This is a genomic window from Streptomyces spinoverrucosus, assembly GCF_006539505.1.
GTDB lineage: Bacteria > Actinomycetota > Actinomycetes > Streptomycetales > Streptomycetaceae > Streptomyces > Streptomyces spinoverrucosus.
On sequence record NZ_BJND01000019.1, the window covers coordinates 25,053 to 45,032 of the forward strand.

At 71.7% G+C, this 19,980-nt stretch carries 18 protein-coding genes and 1 pseudogene; 12 read left to right on the top strand and 7 right to left on the bottom strand.

The features are described from left to right. Nucleotides 1-166 precede the first annotated feature (166 nt). Together SSP24_RS13435 and SSP24_RS44020 are read right to left on the bottom strand one after the other, a co-directional pair. Nucleotides 167-1,174, bottom strand: a complete 1,008-nt coding sequence (locus SSP24_RS13435) for an N-acetylglucosamine kinase (RefSeq protein ID WP_141309745.1) — start codon at nucleotides 1,172-1,174, stop codon at nucleotides 167-169. Continuing rightward, nucleotides 1,171-1,293, bottom strand: a pseudogene (locus tag SSP24_RS44020) (uracil-DNA glycosylase); the annotation flags it as partial. The gene SSP24_RS13435 and the pseudogene SSP24_RS44020, both read right to left, overlap by 4 nt. Nucleotides 1,294-1,544: 251 nt before the next feature. Here SSP24_RS44020 and SSP24_RS13445 point away from each other — a divergent pair. Further along, nucleotides 1,545-2,222, top strand: a complete 678-nt coding sequence (locus SSP24_RS13445) for a uracil-DNA glycosylase (RefSeq protein WP_141309746.1) — start codon at nucleotides 1,545-1,547, stop codon at nucleotides 2,220-2,222. Nucleotides 2,223-3,093: 871 nt separating this feature from the next. Here the strand turns inward: SSP24_RS13445 and SSP24_RS13450 are convergent. The 3 genes from SSP24_RS13450 to SSP24_RS13460 form a co-directional block, all read right to left on the bottom strand. Further along, nucleotides 3,094-3,384, bottom strand: a complete 291-nt coding sequence (locus tag SSP24_RS13450) for a hypothetical protein (protein ID WP_141309747.1) — start codon at nucleotides 3,382-3,384, stop codon at nucleotides 3,094-3,096. A gap of 527 nt (nucleotides 3,385-3,911) precedes the next feature. Continuing rightward, nucleotides 3,912-5,195, bottom strand: coding sequence for a cytochrome P450 (locus SSP24_RS13455; RefSeq protein ID WP_141309748.1), 1,284 nt, complete (start codon nucleotides 5,193-5,195; stop codon nucleotides 3,912-3,914). 33 nt (nucleotides 5,196-5,228) lie between these two features. Beyond that, a complete protein-coding gene (locus SSP24_RS13460) occupies nucleotides 5,229-6,578 on the bottom strand; it encodes a glutamine synthetase family protein (protein ID WP_141309749.1) in 1,350 nt (449 codons plus the stop codon). Nucleotides 6,579-6,921: 343 nt separating this feature from the next. On the opposite strand from SSP24_RS13460, the gene SSP24_RS13465 reads away from it, so the two are divergent. The 10 genes from SSP24_RS13465 to SSP24_RS13510 all read left to right on the top strand — a co-directional run bounded on the left by SSP24_RS13465 (nucleotide 6,922) and on the right by SSP24_RS13510 (nucleotide 16,864). Beyond that, complete coding sequence (locus SSP24_RS13465) at nucleotides 6,922-7,110, top strand: ferredoxin (RefSeq protein ID WP_141309750.1); 189 nt, start codon at nucleotides 6,922-6,924, stop codon at nucleotides 7,108-7,110. Nucleotides 7,111-7,112: 2 nt separating this feature from the next. Next, on the top strand, nucleotides 7,113-8,312 hold the full coding sequence (locus SSP24_RS13470; RefSeq protein ID WP_174864644.1) for an NAD(P)/FAD-dependent oxidoreductase: 1,200 nt from the start codon (nucleotides 7,113-7,115) through the stop codon (nucleotides 8,310-8,312). Nucleotides 8,313-8,322: 10 nt separating this feature from the next. Then, nucleotides 8,323-9,129, top strand: coding sequence for an acetoacetate decarboxylase family protein (locus tag SSP24_RS13475; RefSeq protein WP_141309751.1), 807 nt, complete (start codon nucleotides 8,323-8,325; stop codon nucleotides 9,127-9,129). A gap of 34 nt (nucleotides 9,130-9,163) precedes the next feature. Next, nucleotides 9,164-10,630 carry an aldehyde dehydrogenase gene (locus SSP24_RS13480; RefSeq protein ID WP_141309752.1) on the top strand — a complete coding sequence of 489 codons (1,467 nt, stop codon included), beginning with the start codon at nucleotides 9,164-9,166 and terminating at the stop codon, nucleotides 10,628-10,630. Further along, on the top strand, nucleotides 10,623-11,543 hold the full coding sequence (locus tag SSP24_RS13485) for a 3,4-dihydroxyphenylacetate 2,3-dioxygenase (RefSeq protein WP_141309753.1): 921 nt from the start codon (nucleotides 10,623-10,625) through the stop codon (nucleotides 11,541-11,543). Before SSP24_RS13480 ends, SSP24_RS13485 begins: the two co-directional genes overlap by 8 nt. Beyond that, on the top strand, nucleotides 11,536-12,381 hold the full coding sequence (locus SSP24_RS13490; RefSeq protein ID WP_141309754.1) for a fumarylacetoacetate hydrolase family protein: 846 nt from the start codon (nucleotides 11,536-11,538) through the stop codon (nucleotides 12,379-12,381). Before SSP24_RS13485 ends, SSP24_RS13490 begins: the two co-directional genes overlap by 8 nt. Before the next feature lie 28 nt (nucleotides 12,382-12,409). Further along, entirely contained in the window at nucleotides 12,410-13,012 is a 603-nt protein-coding gene (locus SSP24_RS13495) for a TetR/AcrR family transcriptional regulator (RefSeq protein ID WP_141309755.1), read from the top strand. A gap of 136 nt (nucleotides 13,013-13,148) precedes the next feature. Further along, nucleotides 13,149-14,609 carry an APC family permease gene (locus tag SSP24_RS13500; RefSeq protein ID WP_141309756.1) on the top strand — a complete coding sequence of 487 codons (1,461 nt, stop codon included), beginning with the start codon at nucleotides 13,149-13,151 and terminating at the stop codon, nucleotides 14,607-14,609. 72 nt (nucleotides 14,610-14,681) lie between these two features. Further along, nucleotides 14,682-16,172 (top strand): aldehyde dehydrogenase, encoded by a 1,491-nt coding sequence (locus tag SSP24_RS13505; protein WP_141309757.1) that lies wholly within the window; start codon nucleotides 14,682-14,684, stop codon nucleotides 16,170-16,172. Next, nucleotides 16,169-16,864 (top strand): gamma-glutamyl-gamma-aminobutyrate hydrolase family protein, encoded by a 696-nt coding sequence (locus SSP24_RS13510; RefSeq protein WP_229865336.1) that lies wholly within the window; start codon nucleotides 16,169-16,171, stop codon nucleotides 16,862-16,864. Before SSP24_RS13505 ends, SSP24_RS13510 begins: the two co-directional genes overlap by 4 nt. A gap of 320 nt (nucleotides 16,865-17,184) precedes the next feature. Here the strand turns inward: SSP24_RS13510 and SSP24_RS13515 are convergent, their stop codons facing one another. After that, the gene (locus tag SSP24_RS13515) at nucleotides 17,185-17,757 is read right to left on the bottom strand and encodes a MarR family winged helix-turn-helix transcriptional regulator (protein ID WP_141309759.1); all 573 of its coding nucleotides are present in this window, start codon (nucleotides 17,755-17,757) and stop codon (nucleotides 17,185-17,187) included. Between the two features lie 108 nt (nucleotides 17,758-17,865). On the opposite strand from SSP24_RS13515, the gene SSP24_RS13520 reads away from it, so the two are divergent. Next, nucleotides 17,866-18,807 carry a TIGR03619 family F420-dependent LLM class oxidoreductase gene (locus SSP24_RS13520; protein ID WP_141309760.1) on the top strand — a complete coding sequence of 314 codons (942 nt, stop codon included), beginning with the start codon at nucleotides 17,866-17,868 and terminating at the stop codon, nucleotides 18,805-18,807. A 36-nt stretch (nucleotides 18,808-18,843) separates the two neighbouring features. On the opposite strand, the gene SSP24_RS13525 is transcribed toward SSP24_RS13520, so the two are convergent. Beyond that, complete coding sequence (locus tag SSP24_RS13525; protein WP_141309761.1) at nucleotides 18,844-19,866, bottom strand: helix-turn-helix transcriptional regulator; 1,023 nt, start codon at nucleotides 19,864-19,866, stop codon at nucleotides 18,844-18,846. Nucleotides 19,867-19,980 lie beyond the last annotated feature (114 nt).

Consider the following 19,980-nt stretch of genomic DNA (forward strand, 5'->3'; position numbering starts at 1 on the left):
GTTCGGGGAGGGTGCAGGTGAGCGGTATCCGTCCGGTTTTGTCTGATGAGTTACGTACGGATCGGAAGTGATCAGCAGGTTTCCGTGCGGTGAGCGGCGGCTTGTCCGGAACGAACAGGGAGCGAACACACCGCGATTACGGAGCGAATGGGGACAAGTCGGAGAATCAGTCGCCCTGTCCGGTCACCACGTACAGCATCTTCTCGTCACGCGGCAGAGTGAGCGCCCCGGCCGCCAACTCGGTCGCGATCCGGACCGATCCGTGCAGCGGATCGCCCTCGGCCGGGACCCGTTGTGCGTGCGGCAGTCGTGCGGCCAGCTCCTCCGTCATGGGTACGAGGAGCGGGGCGCCCATCTTGAACAGGCCACCGGTGAGGGCCACTTGAGGCTCACCTTCCGTCGGGCAGACCGCGGCCGCGGAGTCGGCCATGTGCCGGGCCGCCGCGCGCAGGACGGCCACGGCGACCGGGTCGCCCTCGTCGGCGCAGGCCGCCACCCGGGGTGCGAAGGAGGCGAGGACGGCGGGGCGGTCCGGGCGTGGGTACAGCTTGCCGGGCAGCCCCTGCATCGGGCCGAACAACTCCTCGGCGCACTCCAGCAGTCGGGCCGAGCCGCCCTCCCGCCCGTCGTGCGCGCGCAACGCGGCCTCCAGCCCGGCCCGCCCGATCCAGGCGCCGCCCCCGCAGTCGCCCAGCAGATGCCCCCAGCCGTCCGCTCTCCGCCAGCGCGTGAGGTCGGTGCCGATGGCGATCAGTCCCGTACCGGCGGCGACCACGGCACCCGGCCGCGACCCCAGCGCGCCCGCATACGCGGTGACCGCGTCGGCGGCGAGAGCCACCGTCCGGATCCCGCACTCCCGGCGCAGTGCACCGGGAAGTTCGGCCCGCAGGGCGTCACCGAGCGTGCTGAACCCGGCGGCACCGACAGCAGCCGTGCCGAGCGCCCGGATCCCGGCCTCGGCGGTCAAGGCCCGCACCAGGGGCACCAGTTGTTCCATCAGATGCCCGGCATTGATCCCCCGGGCACCCGTCCGCACCGGCACCCCGGACTCGCGCACGGCCAGCGGCCCCCGCTCCACGTCCCCGACGGCGACCCGCAGCCCGGAACCACCCGAGTCAACGGCGAGGAAGCCGCCGACGTTCGCGGGCGAGGTGCCACGGCTTGCCCCCGTCACGGCAGACGCCAGTCCACCGGCTGACCCCACTGGCGCATGAGCAGGTCGTTGGCACGGCTGAACGGGCGGCAGCCGAAGAAGCCGTGGTCGGCCGACGTGGGGGAGGGGTGCGCGGACCCCACCGCGTGTGCGGGAGATTTGAGATCTCGGTACCGGCGTCGAGAGGCTGGCGAGGCGTGATGACCGTGGCGGAGTGGCTTGATCACTGGTTGCAACAGGCTCCTCTCCTTCCCGGTGAGCGGCTGCGCGATCTGCTGGCCCGGCTCGATGACCTCAATGAGGAGGAAGACTAGCGCCGGCGGCGGGGTCCGTGCGTGGGGGCTTCTGTGTTTGTGCGGGACCGCGGTGAGTGCCAGTAGGGTGACGCGCTGTGGCACCACGACCTTTGTATGAACTTGTTGAAGCAGGCTGGGCGAAGGCCCTTGAACCTGCGGCTGAACGTATCGCGGCGATGGGGGACTTCCTGCGGGCCGAGATAGCGGCAGGCCGGACCTACCTTCCGTCCGGGGCGAATGTCCTGCGGGCCTTCCAGCAGCCCTTCGATGACGTCCGCGTCCTGATCGTCGGCCAGGATCCCTACCCCACGCCGGGGATGGCCATCGGGTTGAGTTTCGCGGTGGCGCCCGAGGTGCGCTCGTTGCCGGGCAGTTTGGAGAACATCTTCCGGGAGATGCACTCCGACTTGGGGCTGCCCCGGCCGTCCAACGGGGATCTGACGCCGTGGACGGAGCAGGGGGTGCTGTTGCTGAACAGGGCGCTGACGACAGCGCCCCGCAAGCCGGGGGCGCACCGGGGCAAGGGGTGGGAGGAGGTCACCGAGCAGGCGATCCGGGCGCTGGCGGCCCGCGGTACGCCGCTGGTGTCGATTCTGTGGGGCAGGGACGCGCGTAATCTGCGGCCGCTGCTCGGGGATCTTCCGGCGATCGAGTCCGCCCACCCGTCCCCGATGTCGGCGGACCGCGGGTTCTTCGGTTCGCGTCCGTTCAGCCGGGCGAACGACCTGCTGGTGCGGCAGGGCGCCCAGCCGGTCGACTGGCGGCTGCCGTAGAGCATGGCCGTCGCGGCCGAGTCTCGCTCTGACCAGGCTAAACGCGAGATGTGAACCGAGGTGGCCACGTTCTGGCCCGTGTATGGTCCGGATCTTGGCCCTGGCATTGGGGGGTGAAGGCGGGGCGGACTGACATGTCGGCTCGGAACAACCGTCGTCGGCATCACCGAGCAGCCGACCACCCGTAGCCCGTTGCTCCGCACAGGCACAAGCACCTCGGCGGTTGCTGGCTCCGCCCGGCGGCACGAACGGCGAAATCGTCGGCGGCCGCGACCGCCGTCACCTCGGGCTGGGCGGCGCGGAACGCCCCCACGGCACGGGCAGCCGCCGTCTTCGGCCGGGGTGCGACGAAGGAGTGACGGGGGCGAGGCCTGCGCTGTCCGCGATCTGTGCGATCCGCACGCGGACCCGGGCCACCGGGTTCTCGCCGTCCGGCAGCGCCAGGGCGATGTGTGTGGCCGCGTTCGGCGAGGTGCCGGATCTGCAGGGCGGCGTGGGCTGCCAGGCCGTCCTTCCGGCGGCCTCAGTGGTCCTGGAGGTGGTGGCCGGGCAGGTAGGGCTCGGCGAAGCGGATGACCGCGCGAGGCCTGATCGCGACAAGCACCCGCTGCGTCTCCTGGGGGCTGGTTGCCGTGGCGGACGAGCAGGACGTGGCCGTGCGTGGCGAGTTCGTCGTCGAGACCGCGGACGTAGGTGCGGGAGTAGCCGCCCTCAAGACCCCAGTCGAGGACGACGACCCGGGACGCAGGGCATCCTGCTGCAACTCCCGCTGCTGGGCGGCGCGGCCGCCTGCATCGGCGACCCGTCCCGTCAGCCCATCTGGCCGGGCCGGGCCATGACCTTCCTTCGGGGGCAAACCGCGTGGATGCGGTTACGCAGCAAGGTACACAGCCGCACGTGCTGCGCGCGGTGGCGCAGCACGGCCCGCTGCTCGCGGATGTCCTGACCGGCCGCGGCGTGCCGCGACATCGTCGTGCAGGAGCACGGCCACCGCTTCGGGCGGCGGTGTCATGGTCGCGCGCAGTTTCTCGTCGCCGGGCCCGGTCAGATGCCGGGCGGTGTGCGCACCGTTGCGCAGGGACGCGTACACCCGGAGTGCCAGGTTGGTTTCGCCGATGACGACGAAGGAGCGGTCACCGGGCGCGTCAGGGGTGTGGGTCACGGCGCGGTTCAGCCCCGGGACTGCCGCAGTCCTCGGAGCGGTAGGGGGCGCACTGCAGACACCGCGCCTCGTCGCAAGAGGAGCAGCTGACCAGTTCGTGTCCGCAGTGGCAGGTGGGGGTCGCTGTCTACCGGTGGGTCAGCGCCGCTGCTGCAACGAGGTCCTGCCATCCAATAGATCACGGACCTTGGCCAGCGCCGCCTCGCACCGCACCCAGGAGAGCAGTCCCGTGTTCCTCGGATCCGCAGGGTGTGCCGCAGCGGTCCAAGACGAACAGCCGCCGAACCGCGTGCGCGCCGGAGGCGACACCGGCGATCCAGCACGGCGGGCCACCTTGGCCGCATCGGCCTTCGGTGAGGCGGCATCTCAGCTCTCCGGCACGAACATCCGCCAGGCGCCCGCTGCCGAGGCGTTGTCGGAAGTCAGATGCAGCGAGGTGCCGGTGGCGCCGGCTGGCTCACAGTCGTTGAGATTCTGCTCCACTGTGTCCTCGGCGTCAGCTACCCCGATTTCGCCTGTCGCAGGGATCAGGCCGGCGTGACCTCCACGGGCAGCTTCTTGATGCCGTTGACGAAGTTCGAGCGCACGCGCGGCACGTCGCCGGTCAGGCGGATGGCCGACAGGCGTGGGATCAGCTCCTCGAACATGATGCGGATCTCGGTGCGGGCCAGGAGGTTTCCCAGGCACAGGTGGGGGCTGCCCTTGCCGAAGGTGACGTGGTCGTTGTCCGTGCGGGTGACGTCGAAGTCGTACGGGTTGCCGAAGGCCTCCTCGTCGCGGTTGCCGGAGGCGAACCACATCACCACCTTGTCGCCCTCCTTGATCTGCTTGCCGCCGAGTTCGACGTCCCGCGTGGCGGTGCGGCGGAAGTGGTAGACGGGGGACGCCCAGCGCAGGAACTCCTCCACCGCCGTCGGGATGAGTGAGGGGTCCTCCTGGAGACGGGCCAGCTGCTCGGGGTGCTGGATGAGGGCCAGCATGGAGTGGGAGATGGTGTGGCGAGTGGTCTCGTTCCCGGCGACGACCAGGAGAAGGAAGTAGTTGTCGAAGTCCTGCGCGGACAGCGGGACTCCGTCCCGGGGGGTGGTGTTGACCAGGCGGGAGACGAGATCGGTGCCGTCCCCGCCGCGCCGCTGCCGGGCCAACTCGCGTCCGTAGGCGAAGACTTCGAGGGAGGCGGGGGAGCGGAACGGCAGGTCCCGGTACTGCTCGCTCTCCGCGCTGTGCAGCAGCACGTCCGCGTAGTCCGGGTCGGTGTTGCCGATGATCCGGTTGCCCCAGTCGATCAGCTTCTGGTTGTCCTCCGGCGGCACGTCCAGCAGCCGCGCGAGAACGTTGATGGGGAAGTCCGCCGAGACGTCCGCCACAAAGTCGAAACGGCCCTTGGCGAGCGCGGCGTCGAGGGTCCTCGCGGTCAGCCCGCGCAGGAAGTCGGTGTAGCCGGCTATGACGTTCGCGCCGAACTGCCGCTGGATCAGACTGCGCAGCGCCCGGTGCCGGACCCCGTCCAGCTCCAGGATCGAGGCGCGCTTCTTGATCTGGTCGTCGTCGACCTCTTCCAGGTTGACGAACCTGGTGGAGGTGAAGGTGTCCGGGTCGCGGTCCACCCGGACGATGTCCTCATGCCGGGTCACCGCCCAGAAACCGGAGTTGGGCGCCTCCTCCGGTTGCCAGTGCACCGGGTCCTCGTGGCGCAGGGTGTGGAACATCCGCCAGGGGGTGACGCCGTCGGTGAAGTTGTCCAGGTCGGCGAGGTTCACGTCGGCGAGCGGCAGCGGCTCGCGCACGGCGTCGGTCAGGGTCTCGGTCATCTCGGGGCTCCTCGGCGTCACAGGTCGTAGGCGTCACAGGTGGTAGGCGTACTCGGTGAACTCCCAATCCGTGACGTGCCGGTGGAAGCGTGCGACCTCGTCGCGCTTGTAGGAGAGGAAGGAGGTGGTGAAGTCCTTGCCGAGCACGTCGGCGAGGGCGGTGTCGGCCTCCAGCGCGTCGAGCGCGTCGGACAGGGTGGCCGGAAGCACGGCGGCCCGGCTCGTGTCGTAGCCGTACCCCTCCAGCGGCGCCGGCGGTTCCTCGCCGGCCAGCACGCCGAGCAGCGCGGCGGCGACGGTCCCGGCGATCGCCAGGTAGGGATTGGCACTGGCGTCGCCCAGCCGCAGTTCCAGGCGGGCTCCGGAGCCGCGCTCGGGTGGGATGCGGACCATGGCGCTGCGGTTGTCCAGCCCCCAGTCGACCAGCCAGGGCGCGAGGGTGTCCGGGCCGAAGCGTTTGTAGGAGTTGACGGTCGGGTTGAGCAGGGCGGCGAGGGCGGGCGCGTGGCCGAGGACGCCGGCGACCGCGTGCCGGGCGCCGGCGGAGAGGCCGTAGGGGCCCGCCGGGTCGTCGAAGGCGTTGTCGCCCTCGGCGTTCTCGCAGGACAGGTGGAGGTGGAATCCGGAGCCGCCCGCGTCGTTGAAGGGCTTGGCCATGAAGGTCGCGAGCCTGCCCTCCTTGCGGGCCAGTTCCTTGATCGCGGCTTTGAAGCGGAAGGAGCGGTCGGCGGCCGACATCGCCTCGGAGTGGGCCAGGTTGATCTCGATCTGGCCGCCGTCGAACTCGTGGTTGCCGCTGATCGCGCCCACGTTCAGGTCGCGTGTGTGGCGCAGGGTCCGCAGCAGGTGGTTGTCGGGGTCGGCGCGCAGCCCGGCGGTGTAGACGACGCCGGGGTCGGGTGCGTAGCGGCGCCAGCCGCCGGCGCCGTCCGGCTCGCACAGGTAGTACTCCAGCTCGGGTCCGACCACCGGCCGCAGCCCGTGCTCGGCGCACCGGGCGAGGACGGCCCGCAGCAGGTCACGCGGCGACTCGGGCGCGGGCGTACCGCTCGCCGGATCGACGACCTCCCCGAGGCACGCGGCGACCCCCGGCTCCCACGGCAGCGGCACCAGCGTGTCGAGGTCCGGGCGGACGCAGATGTCCGGCAGGCCCGCGTCCAGCCCGCCGCTGACCGGGACCACGTCGCCCTGGGGGCTGGTGTGGTAGACGGCCCGGCAGAAGGCCAGCCCGTGCGCGCAGGCCCGGGGCAGTTCCTCCAGCAGCACGTCCCGCGCCCGGTCGGTGCCGATGAGGTCGGGATAGGTCACCCGGACCACGTCGATGCCGTCGGCGGCGAGCCGGTCCATGTGGCGGCGGACTTCTGCGATGTCGTGAGCGCTCACCGTTGTCTCCTCGGGCGGACGTCGGGACACCTCCGGGACGCGGGGTCGGGGAGGCGGGTGGCGTGGGGAGAAGGCGGCCGGGACGCGGGGAGGGAGGGCGTCCCCGGCTGTTGTTTGATGCCAAACGGTAGGTACGGGGAAGGGTGACCGCAAGGGGGCGGCGGAAAGAATTTATCCATCCGGATAGGTATTGACCAGGGTGCGGCCCCTGCCTACCTTGTTTGAAGCCAAACGAGTTAGGGGTGTGGTCGCCGCACCCCGTCGGCCGGGGCCCGGCCGCATGTCCGGCCGGGCCTCTCTTTCCCTTCCGCTTCGACGCCCTCACCCTCAGGAGGACCGGCCCATGAAGGTCGTCGTCGACATGAACAAGTGCCAGGACCACGGTCAGTGCGTCTTCGCCGCCCCCGACGTTTTCCGCATGGACGACGACGGTCACCTGGCCTACGTCCCCGACCCCGACGACGCCCTGCGCGACGAGGTCGAGGAGGCCGCGGACGTCTGCCCGCTCCAGGCCATCCGGATCGAGGACTGAGCGTGGATGCGCGCATCGTCGTGGCCGGCGCCTCCCTGGGCGGCCTGCGCGCCGCGGAGCAGCTGCGCGCCGCGGGCTGGACCGGCGGCCTCACGGTGATCGGCGACGAACCGCACATGCCGTACAACCGGCCCCCGCTGTCCAAGGAGGTCCTCGCGGGCCGCGCGCCCCTCGCGTCCCTGGCCTTCACGCCGAAGGCGTCGGCGGCGGACGTGGAGTGGCGCCTGGGCACCAGAATCGTCGCGGCCCGCCTCGCCGAGCGGACCGTCGAGCTCGACGACGGCTCGGTGATGTCCTACGGCGGTCTGGTCGTCGCCACCGGCACGCGCCCCCGGCGCCTGCGCTGCCCCGGCCCGCTCGCCGGCCGGCACACCGTCCGCACCCTCGACGACGCCCGCGCCCTGCGGGACGAGCTGACCCGGCCGGGCGTGCGCGTGGTCGTGGTCGGCGCCGGGTTCATCGGCTGCGAGGTCGCCGCGACGGCCGTCGGCCTCGGTGCCGCCGAGGTGACCGTCGTCGATCCCCTGCCGCTGCCCATGGTGGGACCGCTCGGTGACCTGCTCGCGCTGGTGCTGCTGAAGCGGCACGAGGAGCGCGGGGTGCGGTTCCTGCTCGGCGGGGGAGTCGCCGCCTTCGCCGGCGACGACCGCGTCACGGGCGTCGTGCTGAACGACGGGACGACTCTTTCGGCCGACGTCGTGGTGGAGTCGGTCGGCTCGCTCGCCAACACCGAGTGGCTGGAGGGCAACGGGCTCGACCTGACCGACGGCGTCCTCACCGACGAGCACCTGCGCGTCGGCGGCCGGCCGAACGTCGTCGCGGTCGGCGACGTCGCCCGGTTCCCCAACGCCCGCTACGACGGCGTACCGCGCCGCGTCGAGCACTGGTCGATCCCCACCGACTCGGCCAGGCACGCCGCGAAAGTCCTCGTCGGCGCCGACGCGGGCCTGGCGCCCTTCGCCCCGCTGCCCACCTTCTGGAGCGACCAGCACGACTTCCGGCTCCAGTCCTTCGGCGCGCCCGCGCTCGGCCTCGACGACATCCGCGTCCTGGACGGCGACCCGGACGCCGGCGACGTCCTCGTCGGCTACCACTGCCACGAGCAACTGGTCGGCGTCGTCGCGCTCGGCGGGCAGGCGGCGGCCCGGGGCGCCGCCCGCTACCGCGCCGACCTCCTCAAGCAGCCCGCCCTCACCGCGTAAGGAGCCCCATGTGACCAGTCTCCGTGGCTACTTCCACCCCAAGACGGCGACCGGCGCCTCGTCGCTGATCCCCTCCCCACCCTGGCGCTACTCCGGCGACCTGCTCACCGTCGAGTACCGCACCGACCCGGCACGGGTGCGGGAACTGCTGCCCGAGCCCCTTGAGTTGGCCGACGAGGACCCCGGGGCAGTCGCGTTGATCTGGGCCGACTGGCAGTCGTGCTCGGCGTCGGGCGAGGAACTGCTGGACCCCGTGCGCTCCCAGTACAAGGAGGCGTTCGTGGTCGTCCGCTGCAAGTACCGGGGCCGGACGTACTCGCGCTGCGTCCACATCTGGGTCGACAAGGACTTCGCGATCGCCCGCGGACTACACCAGGGCTATCCGAAGAAGCTCGGCTCCATCCACCAGACGCGGCCGCACCCGTTCGGTCCTGCTCCGCGCATCGAGGCAGGGGCGCGGTTCGGGGCGACGCTGGCCGCAGCCGATCGTCGTATCGCGCAGGCCGTGGTGACGCTCAGGGAGCCCTCGCGGAGCAACGGCTTCGTCAATGCCCACCCCATGGCCCACCACCGCTGGCTGCCGTCGATCGAGAAGGGCAAGGGCCTCGCGCTCGACGAGCTGATCGAGTCGGGCGCGGCGTCCTTCGAGGGCGGTCAGCCGTGGGTCGGCGAGGCCGCGCTGGAACTGTTCGAGGCGCCCACGGAGGAACTGGCCCGGCTGGAGATCCGGGAGCCCATCGCCGCCTACTACCGCCAGGTGGGGGTCGTGTGGGACGGCGGGCGGCTGCTGGAGTCCGGGACCTCGGGTGCCGAGTGACGCCCGTACGGACGAGAGGACTTGGAGACCGGACATGACCGATCACACCATCACCGTCGCGGGCGTCGCCGTCGACACCCGCCACTGGATCGGCGGCAAGCGCGTCGCCTCCGCAGACACCTTCACCGACGCCTCACCGATCGACGGCAGCGTCCTCGGGGAGATCGCCCGTGGCGGCCCCGCCGAGGCCGAGGCGGCCGTCGCCGCCGCCCGCGAGGCCTTCCCCGCCTGGGCCGCCACCGCCCGCACCGAGCGCGCCCGCATCCTGCACGCCATCGCCGACGGCGTCGAAAAGCGTCTGGAAGAGCTGGCGATGGTGGAGACCACCGACAACGGAGCCCTGCTCCGCTCCCATCGGCGGGGCGTCATGCCCCGCGTCGCCCACAACTTCCGCTTCTTCGCCGACTGGCTGCTGAAGCTGCAGCACGAGGACTTCGAGACCCGCGGTCACACCAACCATGTCAGCTGGGACCCGGCAGGCCCCTGCGTGCTGATCACCCCGTGGAACGCCCCCCTGATGCTGGCCACCTGGAAGGTCGCCCCGGCCCTCGCCGCCGGCAACACCGTCGTCCTCAAGCCCGCCGAGTGGTCCCCGCTGACCGCCTCGCTGCTGGCCGACATCGCCGCCGAGGCCGGGCTGCCGGCCGGTGTCCTCAACGTGGTCCAGGGCTACGGCGCCGAGATCGGCGACGCCCTCACCTCCCACCCGGACGTACGCCGCATCAGCTTCACCGGCTCGGTGCCGACGGCCAGGCGCATCGCGGCCTCCGCCGCCGCGAACCTCACGCCGCTCAGCCTCGAACTGGGCGGCAAGTCACCGCTGCTGGTCTTCGCCGACGCCGACCTGGACCTGGCCGTCGACCTCGCCGTGGAACAGTACGACAACGCAGGGCAGGTCTGCCTGGCGGGCACGCGACTGCTGGTCGAGGAGTCGATCAGCGACGAGTTCACTCGACGGTTTGTCGAGAAGGCCACGGCCTTGAAGCAGGGCGACCCGCGCGACGAGGCCACCGACATCGGCCCGAACATCCACCCCCGCCAGCTGGAGAAGATCGACGGGTTCGTGCAGCGGGCGCTCGCCGCCGGAGCCCGCGCGGTCATCGGAGGCGACCGCAAGGACGGCCAGTACTACGCACCCACCCTCCTGACCGACGTCGCCCAGGATTCCGAGATCGTCCAGGAGGAGGTCTTCGGCCCGGTCCTGACCCTCCAGACCTTCGCCACCGAGGACGAGGCCGTCCGCCTCGCCAACGACACCCGCTTCGGACTGGCCGCCACGGTCGCCACCGACGACCCCGGCCGCGCCGAGCGCGTCACCGCGCGACTCGTCGCGGGCACGGTCTGGGTCAACTGCTTCTTCGTCCGCGACCTCAAGGCCCCCTTCGGCGGCTCCCGCCTCTCCGGTGTCGGCCGCGAGGGCGGCACCTGGAGCTTCGACTTCTACTGCGACCTGAAGAACACCGTCACCGCCCCGAAGGGATGGAACCAGGACCATGGGTGAGATCGTCGGGGCCGGGCTGCTCGCCCACGTCCCCACCATCGTGCTCCCGAAGCAGGAGCGGCTGGAGCTGAACGAGGGCAAGGAGATCACCCTCGTCACCGGCCTGGAGCAGCTCCGCGAGGACGTCTTCGAGCGCGAGGACTACGACACCGTCGTCGTCCTCGACTCGCACTGGGCCACCACCGTCGAGTTCGTCGTGACGGCGCAAGCGCGCCGCGCCGGCCTGTTCACCTCCGAGGAGCTGCCCCGCGGCATGTGCCGGATGCCGTACGACTTCCCCGGCGACCCCGAACTCGCCCACAACATCGCCTCGTTCGCCGACAAGCACGGCACCTGGATCACCCCGATCGACGACGAGTACCTGCCGATCTACTACGCCACCATCAACCTCTGGAAGTTCCTCGGCGAGGGCCTGCCGGACAAGCGGTGGATCACCATTGGCGTCTGCCAGACCGGCGACATGGAGGATCATCTGCGCCTGGGGCGGGCGCTTGCCGACGGTATCGCCGCGACGCCGGGGCGGCGGGTCCTGCTCATCGCCTCCGGCGCCCTCTCGCACACCTTCTGGCCGCTGCGCGAACTGCGCGACCACGAGGCCAGCGACCCGGTGCACATCTTCACCCCCGAGGCCCGCGCGGCCGACGAGGAGCGCATCGCCTGGTTCAAGGAGGGCCGCCACGACAAGGTCCTCGACACCATGGACGAGTTCTGGAAGTACAAGCCCGAGGCCAAGTTCTTCCACTACCTGATGATGGCCGGCGCCCTCGGCGAGCACGCGTGCACGGCCAGGGCCCGGCAGTACGGCGAGTACGAGAACTCCGTCGGCACCGGCCAGGTCCACCTCTGGTTCGACCGCCCGGCCGACGGCTGGACCGCAGACATCACCCCCGCACAGGAGTCCGCCCATGCCTGAGTACCGCCGCATCCTCCTCGACGGCGCCGCCGTCCAGGTCACCGTCGACGGGGACGAACTCGTCGCCGGAGACGGCCGGCGTGTGAAGACCGAGGAGGCGCGGCACCTGCCTCCGGTCGTCCCTTCCAAGGTGATCGCCGTCCACCTCAACCACCGCAGCAGGGTCGACGAGTTCCGGATCGGCCTGCCCGACACCCCCACGTACTTCCACAAGCCGACCTCCGCCCTCAACGCCCACAAGGGCGCGATCGTCCGCCCCGAGGGCTGCAAGTGGCTCAACTACGAGGGCGAGGTCGCCATCGTCATCGGGCGGACGGCCCGCAACATCGCCCCGGCCGAGGCGGGGGAGTACATCGCCGGCTACACCGTCGCCAACGACTACGGCCTGCACGACTTCCGCGACACCGACGCCGGCTCCATGCTCCGCGTCAAGGGCTCCGACACCCTCTGCCCGCTCGGCCCCGGCCTGGTCACCGACTGGGACTTCCACGGCAAACGGCTGCGGACGTACGTCAACGGAAAGGTGGTGCAGGACGGGTCGACGGACGAGATGGCGTGGGACATGCACTACCTCGTCGCCGACATAGCCCGCACCATCACCCTGTACCCCGGCGACGTGCTCCTGTCCGGCACGCCCGCCAACTCCCGCCCCGTCCGGCCGGGGGACGTCGTGGAGGTGGAGGTCGAGGGCCTGGGGCGCCTCACCAACCACATCGTGACCGGCCCGACTCCGGTCAGGGCGGACGTGGGTGCCCAGCCCACCGAGTCGGAGGAGGTGCTGTCCACCGCGCTGGGCGGCGACTGGGAGTTCCGTGGCATCCGGCCGCCGCGCCGCTGACGCCGACGGCGCGGGTAGGGTCGCCTGCATGACCCAGCCCGCCGGCCGCCGCCCCCGCAAGCGCGTGAACTACGGCACGGGCCGCGAGGCCCTGCTGGAGGCCGCGGTGCGCGTGGTGGCACGCGGCGGGCTGCGCAGGCTCACCTACCGGGCGGTCGCCGAGGAGGCCGGGGTCACCCACGGGCTCGTCGTGCACCACTTCGGCTCGCGCGACGCGCTGATCGAGGAGGCCCTGGCCCACGCCGTACGCCACTCCCTCAGCAGCAGCGCGCTCGAACCCGGGACGGGCAAGGCCGCCGACTTCTCGGTCGGCCTGACCGACATGGTGGACTCCGGGCCGGACCTCCAGGCGTTCCAGTACGAGCTGCTGCTGGAGGCCCGCCGCCGGCCGGAGCTGCTGGCCCATCTGCGGGCGCTGTACGACGAGTACTTCGGCGCGACCCGGCGCGAGCTCACCCAGATGCTGCCCGGACCGGTGGGCGAGGGCCTGTCCCGGATGGTCTTCGCCACACTGGAGGGCCTCGTCCTGCACCAGCTCGTCTTCGGCGAGCGCGAGGTCATCGAGGAGGCTCTGGACGAGCTGCGCTCGGTGCTGCGGCTGCTCGCCCAGGAGCGGGACGGCGAGGCGTAGGCCCCGTACGTCTCGACCGCGTAAAACCTCGGAACTCCTCGCCTCATCCCCCTTGTCAAACGGATAGTTCCGCCCCACGATGAGGCAACTCGTTTGGCCTGAAACGATCCTTCCTCTCCTCTGGCAGGTGATCCGAGTGGACAGTCAGACGGTCTCCCCGCAACGCACGGAACCGGACACGCCCACCCCAGGCATGCTCAAGCCCAACGCCCTCGGCGTCCTGGGCATCCTCTTCTTCGTCCTGTCCGCTCAGGCGCCGCTGACCGGCATCGCCGGTGCGGCCCCCATCGCCGTGGCGCTCGGCAACGGCCCCGGCGTGCCTGCCGCCTATCTGGTGGCGGGCTTGGTGATCCTGCTGTTCTCGGTGGGATTCGTCGCGATGGGCCGCCACGTCGTCGACGCGGGCGCCTTCTACACCTACATCGGCAAGGGGCTCGGCCGGACCACCGGCACCGGCAGCGCCGGCGTCGCGCTCTTCGCGTACTGCACCATCCAGGCCGCAATGTACGGCCTGTACGGCTCCATCGTGAGCGGCATGGTCGCGAGCCACACCGGGCTCGACCTGCCGTGGTGGGTCTGGACGCTGGCCACCATGGCCGTCGTGCAGGCCCTGGGCGCCGCGGGCATCGAGATGGGCGCGAAGGTGCTCGCCGTGTTCGTCCTGGCGGAGTTCAGCATCCTGTCGGTCTTCGCGCTGGTCGCCCTCGTCAAGGGCGGGGGAGCGGAAGGGCTCGGATTCGCCGACAGTTTCTCCCCGGGCGCCGCCCTGAGCGGGGCGCCGGGCGTGGCGGTGATGTTCGCAGTGGCGTCCATGTTCGGCTTCGAGGCCACCGCGATCTACGGCGAGGAGGCCCGCGAGCCCAGGAAGACCGTGCCCCGCGCCACCTACCTGTCGGTCGCCGTGGTCACCGGCTTCTTCGCCCTGACGTCCTGGATGCTCATCGCCTCCTACGGCGCCTCCGAGGCCACCGCGGCCGCGGGCAAGGCGCTGGAGGGCGGGGACGGGGCCGTGTTCGTCTTCGCGCCCATCGCGGCCGAGTTCGGCGGCTGGGTGAACGACGTCCTGCCCGTCCTGCTCGCCACCTCGCTCTTCGCCGGCATCCTCACCTTCCACAACTCCGCCAACCGCTACCTGTTCTCGCTCGGCCGCGACCGGCTGCTGCCCGGCCGGCTGTGCGCCCTCAACCGCCGCCACTCGCCCTGGGTTGCGGGCTGTGTCCAGACCGCCGTCGCCGTGGCGCTGGTGATGCCGTTCGCGATGGCGGGCAAGGACCCGGTGCTGACGCTGTTCTCCTGGTTCAGCGGGGTCGCCGTCCTGGCGATGATGCTCCTGTACCTGCTGACCTCCGTGTCCGTCGTCGTCTTCTTCCGCCGTGAACGCCTGGACACCCGCCCGTGGAACACGCTGATCGCCCCCCTGCTGGGCGCGCTCGGCATCGCGGGCGCGATCTGGCTGATCCTGGCCAACTTCAGCACCCTCATCGGCGGCGAGCGCACCACGGCCGTGTGGCTCGCGGCGTCCGTCCCCGTGATCATGGCCCTGGGTGTGCTGACCGCGCGGGTCAGGCGACGGGCCGTGGAGGTCGTCGGCGGGTGAGCGCGACGGCGGCGGTCGAGGGGCAGTCGTATCCATATCGTTTGTGATCAAACAACCTCGGGGAGGATCCGTATGCCGGCTGTCACCCACGACGAGTGGCTGCGCCGCGCCAAGGCGCTGGAGTTCTCCGGCGCCCACCACATCGACGGCGCCGACGAGGCAGGAGGCGGAGGCACATTCGCGGTCGTGTCCCCGCGGGACGGCCGGGTCCTCGCCGAGGTCGCCGACGCCGGACCCGCCGAGGTGGACGCGGCCGTCGCCGCCGCCCGGCGGGCCTTCGACAGGGGGCCGTGGCCGCGCCTGGCGCCCGCCGAGCGCGGCCGCGTCCTGCTGCGCCTCGCCGACCTCCTCGAAGAGCGGCGCGAGGAACTGGCCCTGACCGTGAGCCTGGAGATGGGCAAACCGATCACGGACGCGTACGGCATCGAACTGCGTGCCGCCATCAACACCTTCCGCTGGTACGGCCAACTGGCCGACAAGCTGACGGACGAGTCACCGCACACCGCACCCGACGCACTGGCCCTGGTCACCCGGGAGCCCGCCGGCGTCGTCGGCGCGGTCGTACCCTGGAACTTCCCGCTGACGCTTGCCTCGTGGAAGGTGGCACCCGCACTGGCCGCAGGCTGCACGGTGGTGCTCAAGCCGTCGGAGAACTCCCCGCTCTCCGCCCTGCTGCTGGGCCGCCTCGCGACCGAGGCCGGACTGCCGCCGGGCGCCCTGAACGTCGTGGGCGGCGACGGACCGACGGCCGGCCGGGCCCTCGGCCTGCATCCCGATGTCGACGTCCTTGCGTTCACCGGCTCCACGGCCGTGGGCCGGCACTTCCTGCACTACGCCGCCGACTCCAACCTCAAGCGCGTCTGGCTGGAGCTGGGCGGCAAGTCGCCGAACATCGTCCTGCCCGACGCCCCCGACCTGGACAAGGCCGCCGCCACCGCCGCCTGGGGCATCTTCTTCAACCAGGGCGAGATGTGCACCGCCCCCTCCCGGCTGCTCGTGCACGCGTCGGTCGCCGAGCAGGTCACCGACTCCGTGGTCCGGCGGGCGCGGGAGCTGAGGGTCGGCGACCCCCTCGACCCGGCCACGGAGATGGGCGCGCTGGTCGGTCCGGGGCACCTGGACCGCGTACTCGGCCACATCCGCGACGGCGTCGGGGAGGGCGCACGCCTGCGCGCCGGTGGCCGCCGCGTACTCGCTGAGACGGGCGGCACGTACCTGGAGCCCACCGTCCTCGACGACGTCGACCCCGGCTCACGACTGGCCCGGGAGGAGATCTTCGGCCCCGTCCTGTCCGTCATGGCCTTCGACGACCTCGACGAGGCGATCCGCCTGGCCAACGCCACCGAGTACGGCCTCGCCGCCGGCCTGTGGACCTCCGACCTGTCCACCGCGCACCGGGTCTCGCGCGCCCTCAAGGCCGGGACGGTCTGGGTCAACTGCTACGAGGAGGGCGACCTGACCGTGCCCTTCGGCGGCATGAAGCAGTCGGGCAACGGCCGTGACAAGTCCGTGCACGCCCTGGAGAAGTACACCGAGCTCAAGACCACCTGGATCCAGCTGTGAGACCACTGATCGCCGTCCCGGCCCGCTTCTCCGCCACCACCTCCGCGCTCCGGTACGCCGCCGAGGTCAACGCCCGTGCCCTGATCGAGGCCGTCTGGCGGGCCGGCGGCGAACCGGCGAGCATCCACCCGGCCGACGCGGAGGTCGCCGACAGACTCCGCCGCTTCGACGGCGTCCTGATCCCCGGCGGCGGGGACCTCGCCCCGCACTGCTACGGTGCCACCGACACCCACGACACCGTCTACGACGTGGACGACCTCCAGGACACCTTCGACCTCGAAGTCGCCCGCCGGGCACTCGACTTGGGCCTGTCCCTGCTGGCGATATGCCGTGGCCTCCAGGTCGTCAACGTCGCCCTCGGCGGCACCCTGGAGCAGGACATGGGCGGCCCCGAGCGCGAGCACCGGCACCTCGTGCACCTCGTCACCCTGGAGCCGGACTCGGTCGTCGCCCGCGCCACGGGCGCCGAGAAGACCGACGCGTCCTGCTACCACCACCAGCGCGTCGACCGCCTCGGCACGGGCCTGCGCATCACCGCCCGCGCGGCGGACGGTACCGCCGAGGCCCTCGAACTCCCGGGCAGCAGAGGCTGGTTCACGGCTGTCCAGTGGCACCCGGAGGACACCGCACACGAGGACCCGGCCCAGCAGGGGCTGTTCGATGCGCTGGTGCGGGCGGCGGCCGGGGAGTGAGACCGATCGGGGCCGCCGGAAGCGGGCCGGACGCGGAGCCGAATCCGATCCGGTCGCGGAGGCGAATCCGGTTCGGTCGCGGGCCATGGTGGTTCGGGCGCGGGAACGAAGGCGGTTCGCGCGTGGAACCCATGCCGATCCTGCCGCGGAGCCATCCGGCTTCGGACCCGGGCCATGGCGGTTCGGGCGTGAGGAGGGAAGGCGGTTCGCGCGCGGGGGCTTCAGCGGTTCAAGTGCGGTGGCGATGCGGCTCGCGCGCGGGTCCACATCCGGGTCGGGCGCGAGACTCGAGTCGGTTCGGGCGCGGAGCCGGAGTGAGGTCAGGCCCGGGGCCGGCGGCCGCTGCGCCGGGGTGCGGGCTCGGTGCCGTCCAGCAGCGTCTGGCGGCGCTCCTCACCGTGCTCCTCGACCTGGAGCACGACACTGCGCAGCGATTCCGCGAGGCTGCGGCACTCCGCGTCGCTGAGGCGTGCGGTGACGAACGCCTCCTCCTCGTTGAACGCCGGAAAGACGCGCTGCATGAACTCCTCGCCCTCCTCGGTGAGGCTCAGCAGCACCAGCCGTCCGTCGGTCGGATGGCCGGCCCGCCGCAGCAGCCCCCGGGACTCCAGCGTGCGGGCCACACCTGTCAGCGTGCCCTTGGAGATCCCTGCCTCCTCCGCCACGTGCCGGGTCTCGGACTCGCCCCACACCCACACCACCCACAGCACGACGAAGGCCGTCCAGGTCAGGTCGGAACCGCGCAGCACGGAGTTCTCCAGGTGCTGCCGCACGGCGGACGCGGCGCGGTAGATGTTCGCCACGGCCGCCATCTGGTCCCGGCGGATGGGAACGCCGCCGAGCTTCGCCGCGGCGAGCTTCTCGGCTTCGGTGATGGATCGTTGGCCGGGCACGGGCGGCTCCTTCGTCCGGTGGCGACGCGTCACAGACAGGCGGCTGGCTCCTCCTCGCCACCCGACCGTTCGGGTTCAAATTGTACGGAGACGAAAGGGAAACCCGACATGCCCACCCCTCCCCGCATGCTCCTCGTCCTCAGCGAGAACTGGACGCTCACCGGCGGCCGGGCCGACCTGCCCGCCGCCGTCCGCTGGGCCCGTGAGGCCGAGGACGCGGGCTTCGACGCCGTCATGGTCAGCGAGCACATCGTCCTCGGCCCCGACGCGTCCGCCGCCGGCGTCATGGGCAACCCCCGCGACTACGCCCTCCCGGGCAACCAGGACCCGTACACCCCCTGGCCGAACTCGCTGCTCCTGCTCGCCGCCATCGCCTCCGTCACCTCCCGGCTGCGCCTCGCCGCCGCGGCCGTCCTCGCCCCGCTGCGCCACCCCCTGCTGCTCGCCCGCGAACTGGGCACCCTTGACCTGCTCAGCGAGGGCCGCCTGGTGGTGCAGCCCACGGTCAGCTGGAGCAAGGACGAGTACGAGGCCCTGGGCGTGCAGTTCGCGCGGCGCGGGCGACTCCTCGACGAGCACCTGGAGGTCTGGGCGAAGGCCTGGGGCCCGTCCCCGATCTCCCACGACGGCGAGCACTACCCCTTTCAGGACGTCTACTTCGAGCCCAAGGCCCACCGCCCTGAGGGCCCCCGGCTGTGGTTCGGCGGACAGCGCCTGCACGGTCCCGTCCTGCGCCGGCTGGTGACGTACGGCCACGGCTTCCACCCGCTCGGCCGGCCTGCCCCCGAGGCCCTGCAAGCGCTCAAGGACGCGATGACTGCGGCCGGCCGGGACATCGCCGACCTGGAGATGATCGGCGGCACCCAGGCCGTCTTCGCCGACGACCACGCACCGGCCGACCTCGGCGCGGCCCTGGCCTCGCTCCCCGAGCAGCTGGAGCAGGGCTTCACCACGTTCTGCGTCAAGCCCAACCAGTTCATCGACGACCCGAACGGGGTCGGGGCCTTCTGCCGTGAGGTCATGCGGCGGGTGACGGCACTGACCTCCTGATGACCGGGGGACCCTCCCGATGTCCAGGGGCCCGGCTCACCGCTCGACGAAACGTGCCAGGTGATCCGGGCCCGGGCGCAGCAGTCCGTCGCGCACGGCCAGGGCGGTGGCCTCGGCACGGGAGGCGCAGCCGGTTTTGCGCAACAGGTGCTCGACGTGGCTGTGCACGGTCCGCGGGGACAGGAACAGCGCCTGCGCGATGGCCTGGTTGGTCTGTCCCGTGGCCGCCCGGGTGAGTACCTCCAGCTCCCGGGGGCTGAGTCCGTACGGCAGCTCCGTGGGCGTCTCGTGCACCAGCACGGCGTCCGACGCGAGGCCGGGACCCGCCTCGTGCCGGTGCAGTACGACGCGCCGCCAGGCGCCCCCGGCGGGCCACAGCAGCCGCAGCCGCCGCCCGCCGGTGTCGGTGAAGGCGTCGAGCAGGGGGCGGAGCCCCCCGTCCTCCCGCAGTACTTGGGGACGCTCCCGCCCGGGCAGGTCGACCACGCGGCCGGCGGCGGCCACCAGACTCGCCGCGCCCTCCTCCGGCAGAGCGTGCAGATCTCCGGCGTACGCCACCGGATCGGCGAGCGCGGCGAGGGCGGGCATCACTGAGGCCAGCAGCCGGCGGGCGTCGGTGTCATACGCGTTCGCGCTCTCGGTCGAGAGGTGGACGAGGCCGACGAGCCGGCCGCGATGCCGCAGCGCCCCCGTCACACCGTCGCGGAACCCGGCCGGGCGGACCCGCTCGGCGTAGAACCAGCCGTTGCGGAAGCGCGGCCCGGCGTCTTCGGCGTCCTGCGAGATCGACGGCGGCAACTCTCGCCGTACGACGTTGCGGTACCACGGTGTCGCGACGAACTCGCCGGCCAGCGCCTGCGAGACCTTGGCGGGGTAGCCGATGCCCGCGACCTGGACATGGGAGCCGGTCAGCGGGTCGATCGTGAGCAGGGTGGCCGCGTCGAGCGGCAGGGCACAGGCCAGTTCGCGCAGCGCCTCGGCGCAGGCGGACGCGGTGTCGCGCTCGCGGACGAGCATGCCGATGCGGGTGGCCGCCGCGATCTGGTGGTGGCTGAGCATGCGAGCCTCCGTGCGGCTCGGACCATGAGTCGTTTGGGGTCTAACGATAAGGGTCCGGCCCTTGCCGGACAAGGTGTTCACCACCTTGTCACGCGGGGGCCCGCGTTCCGGTGG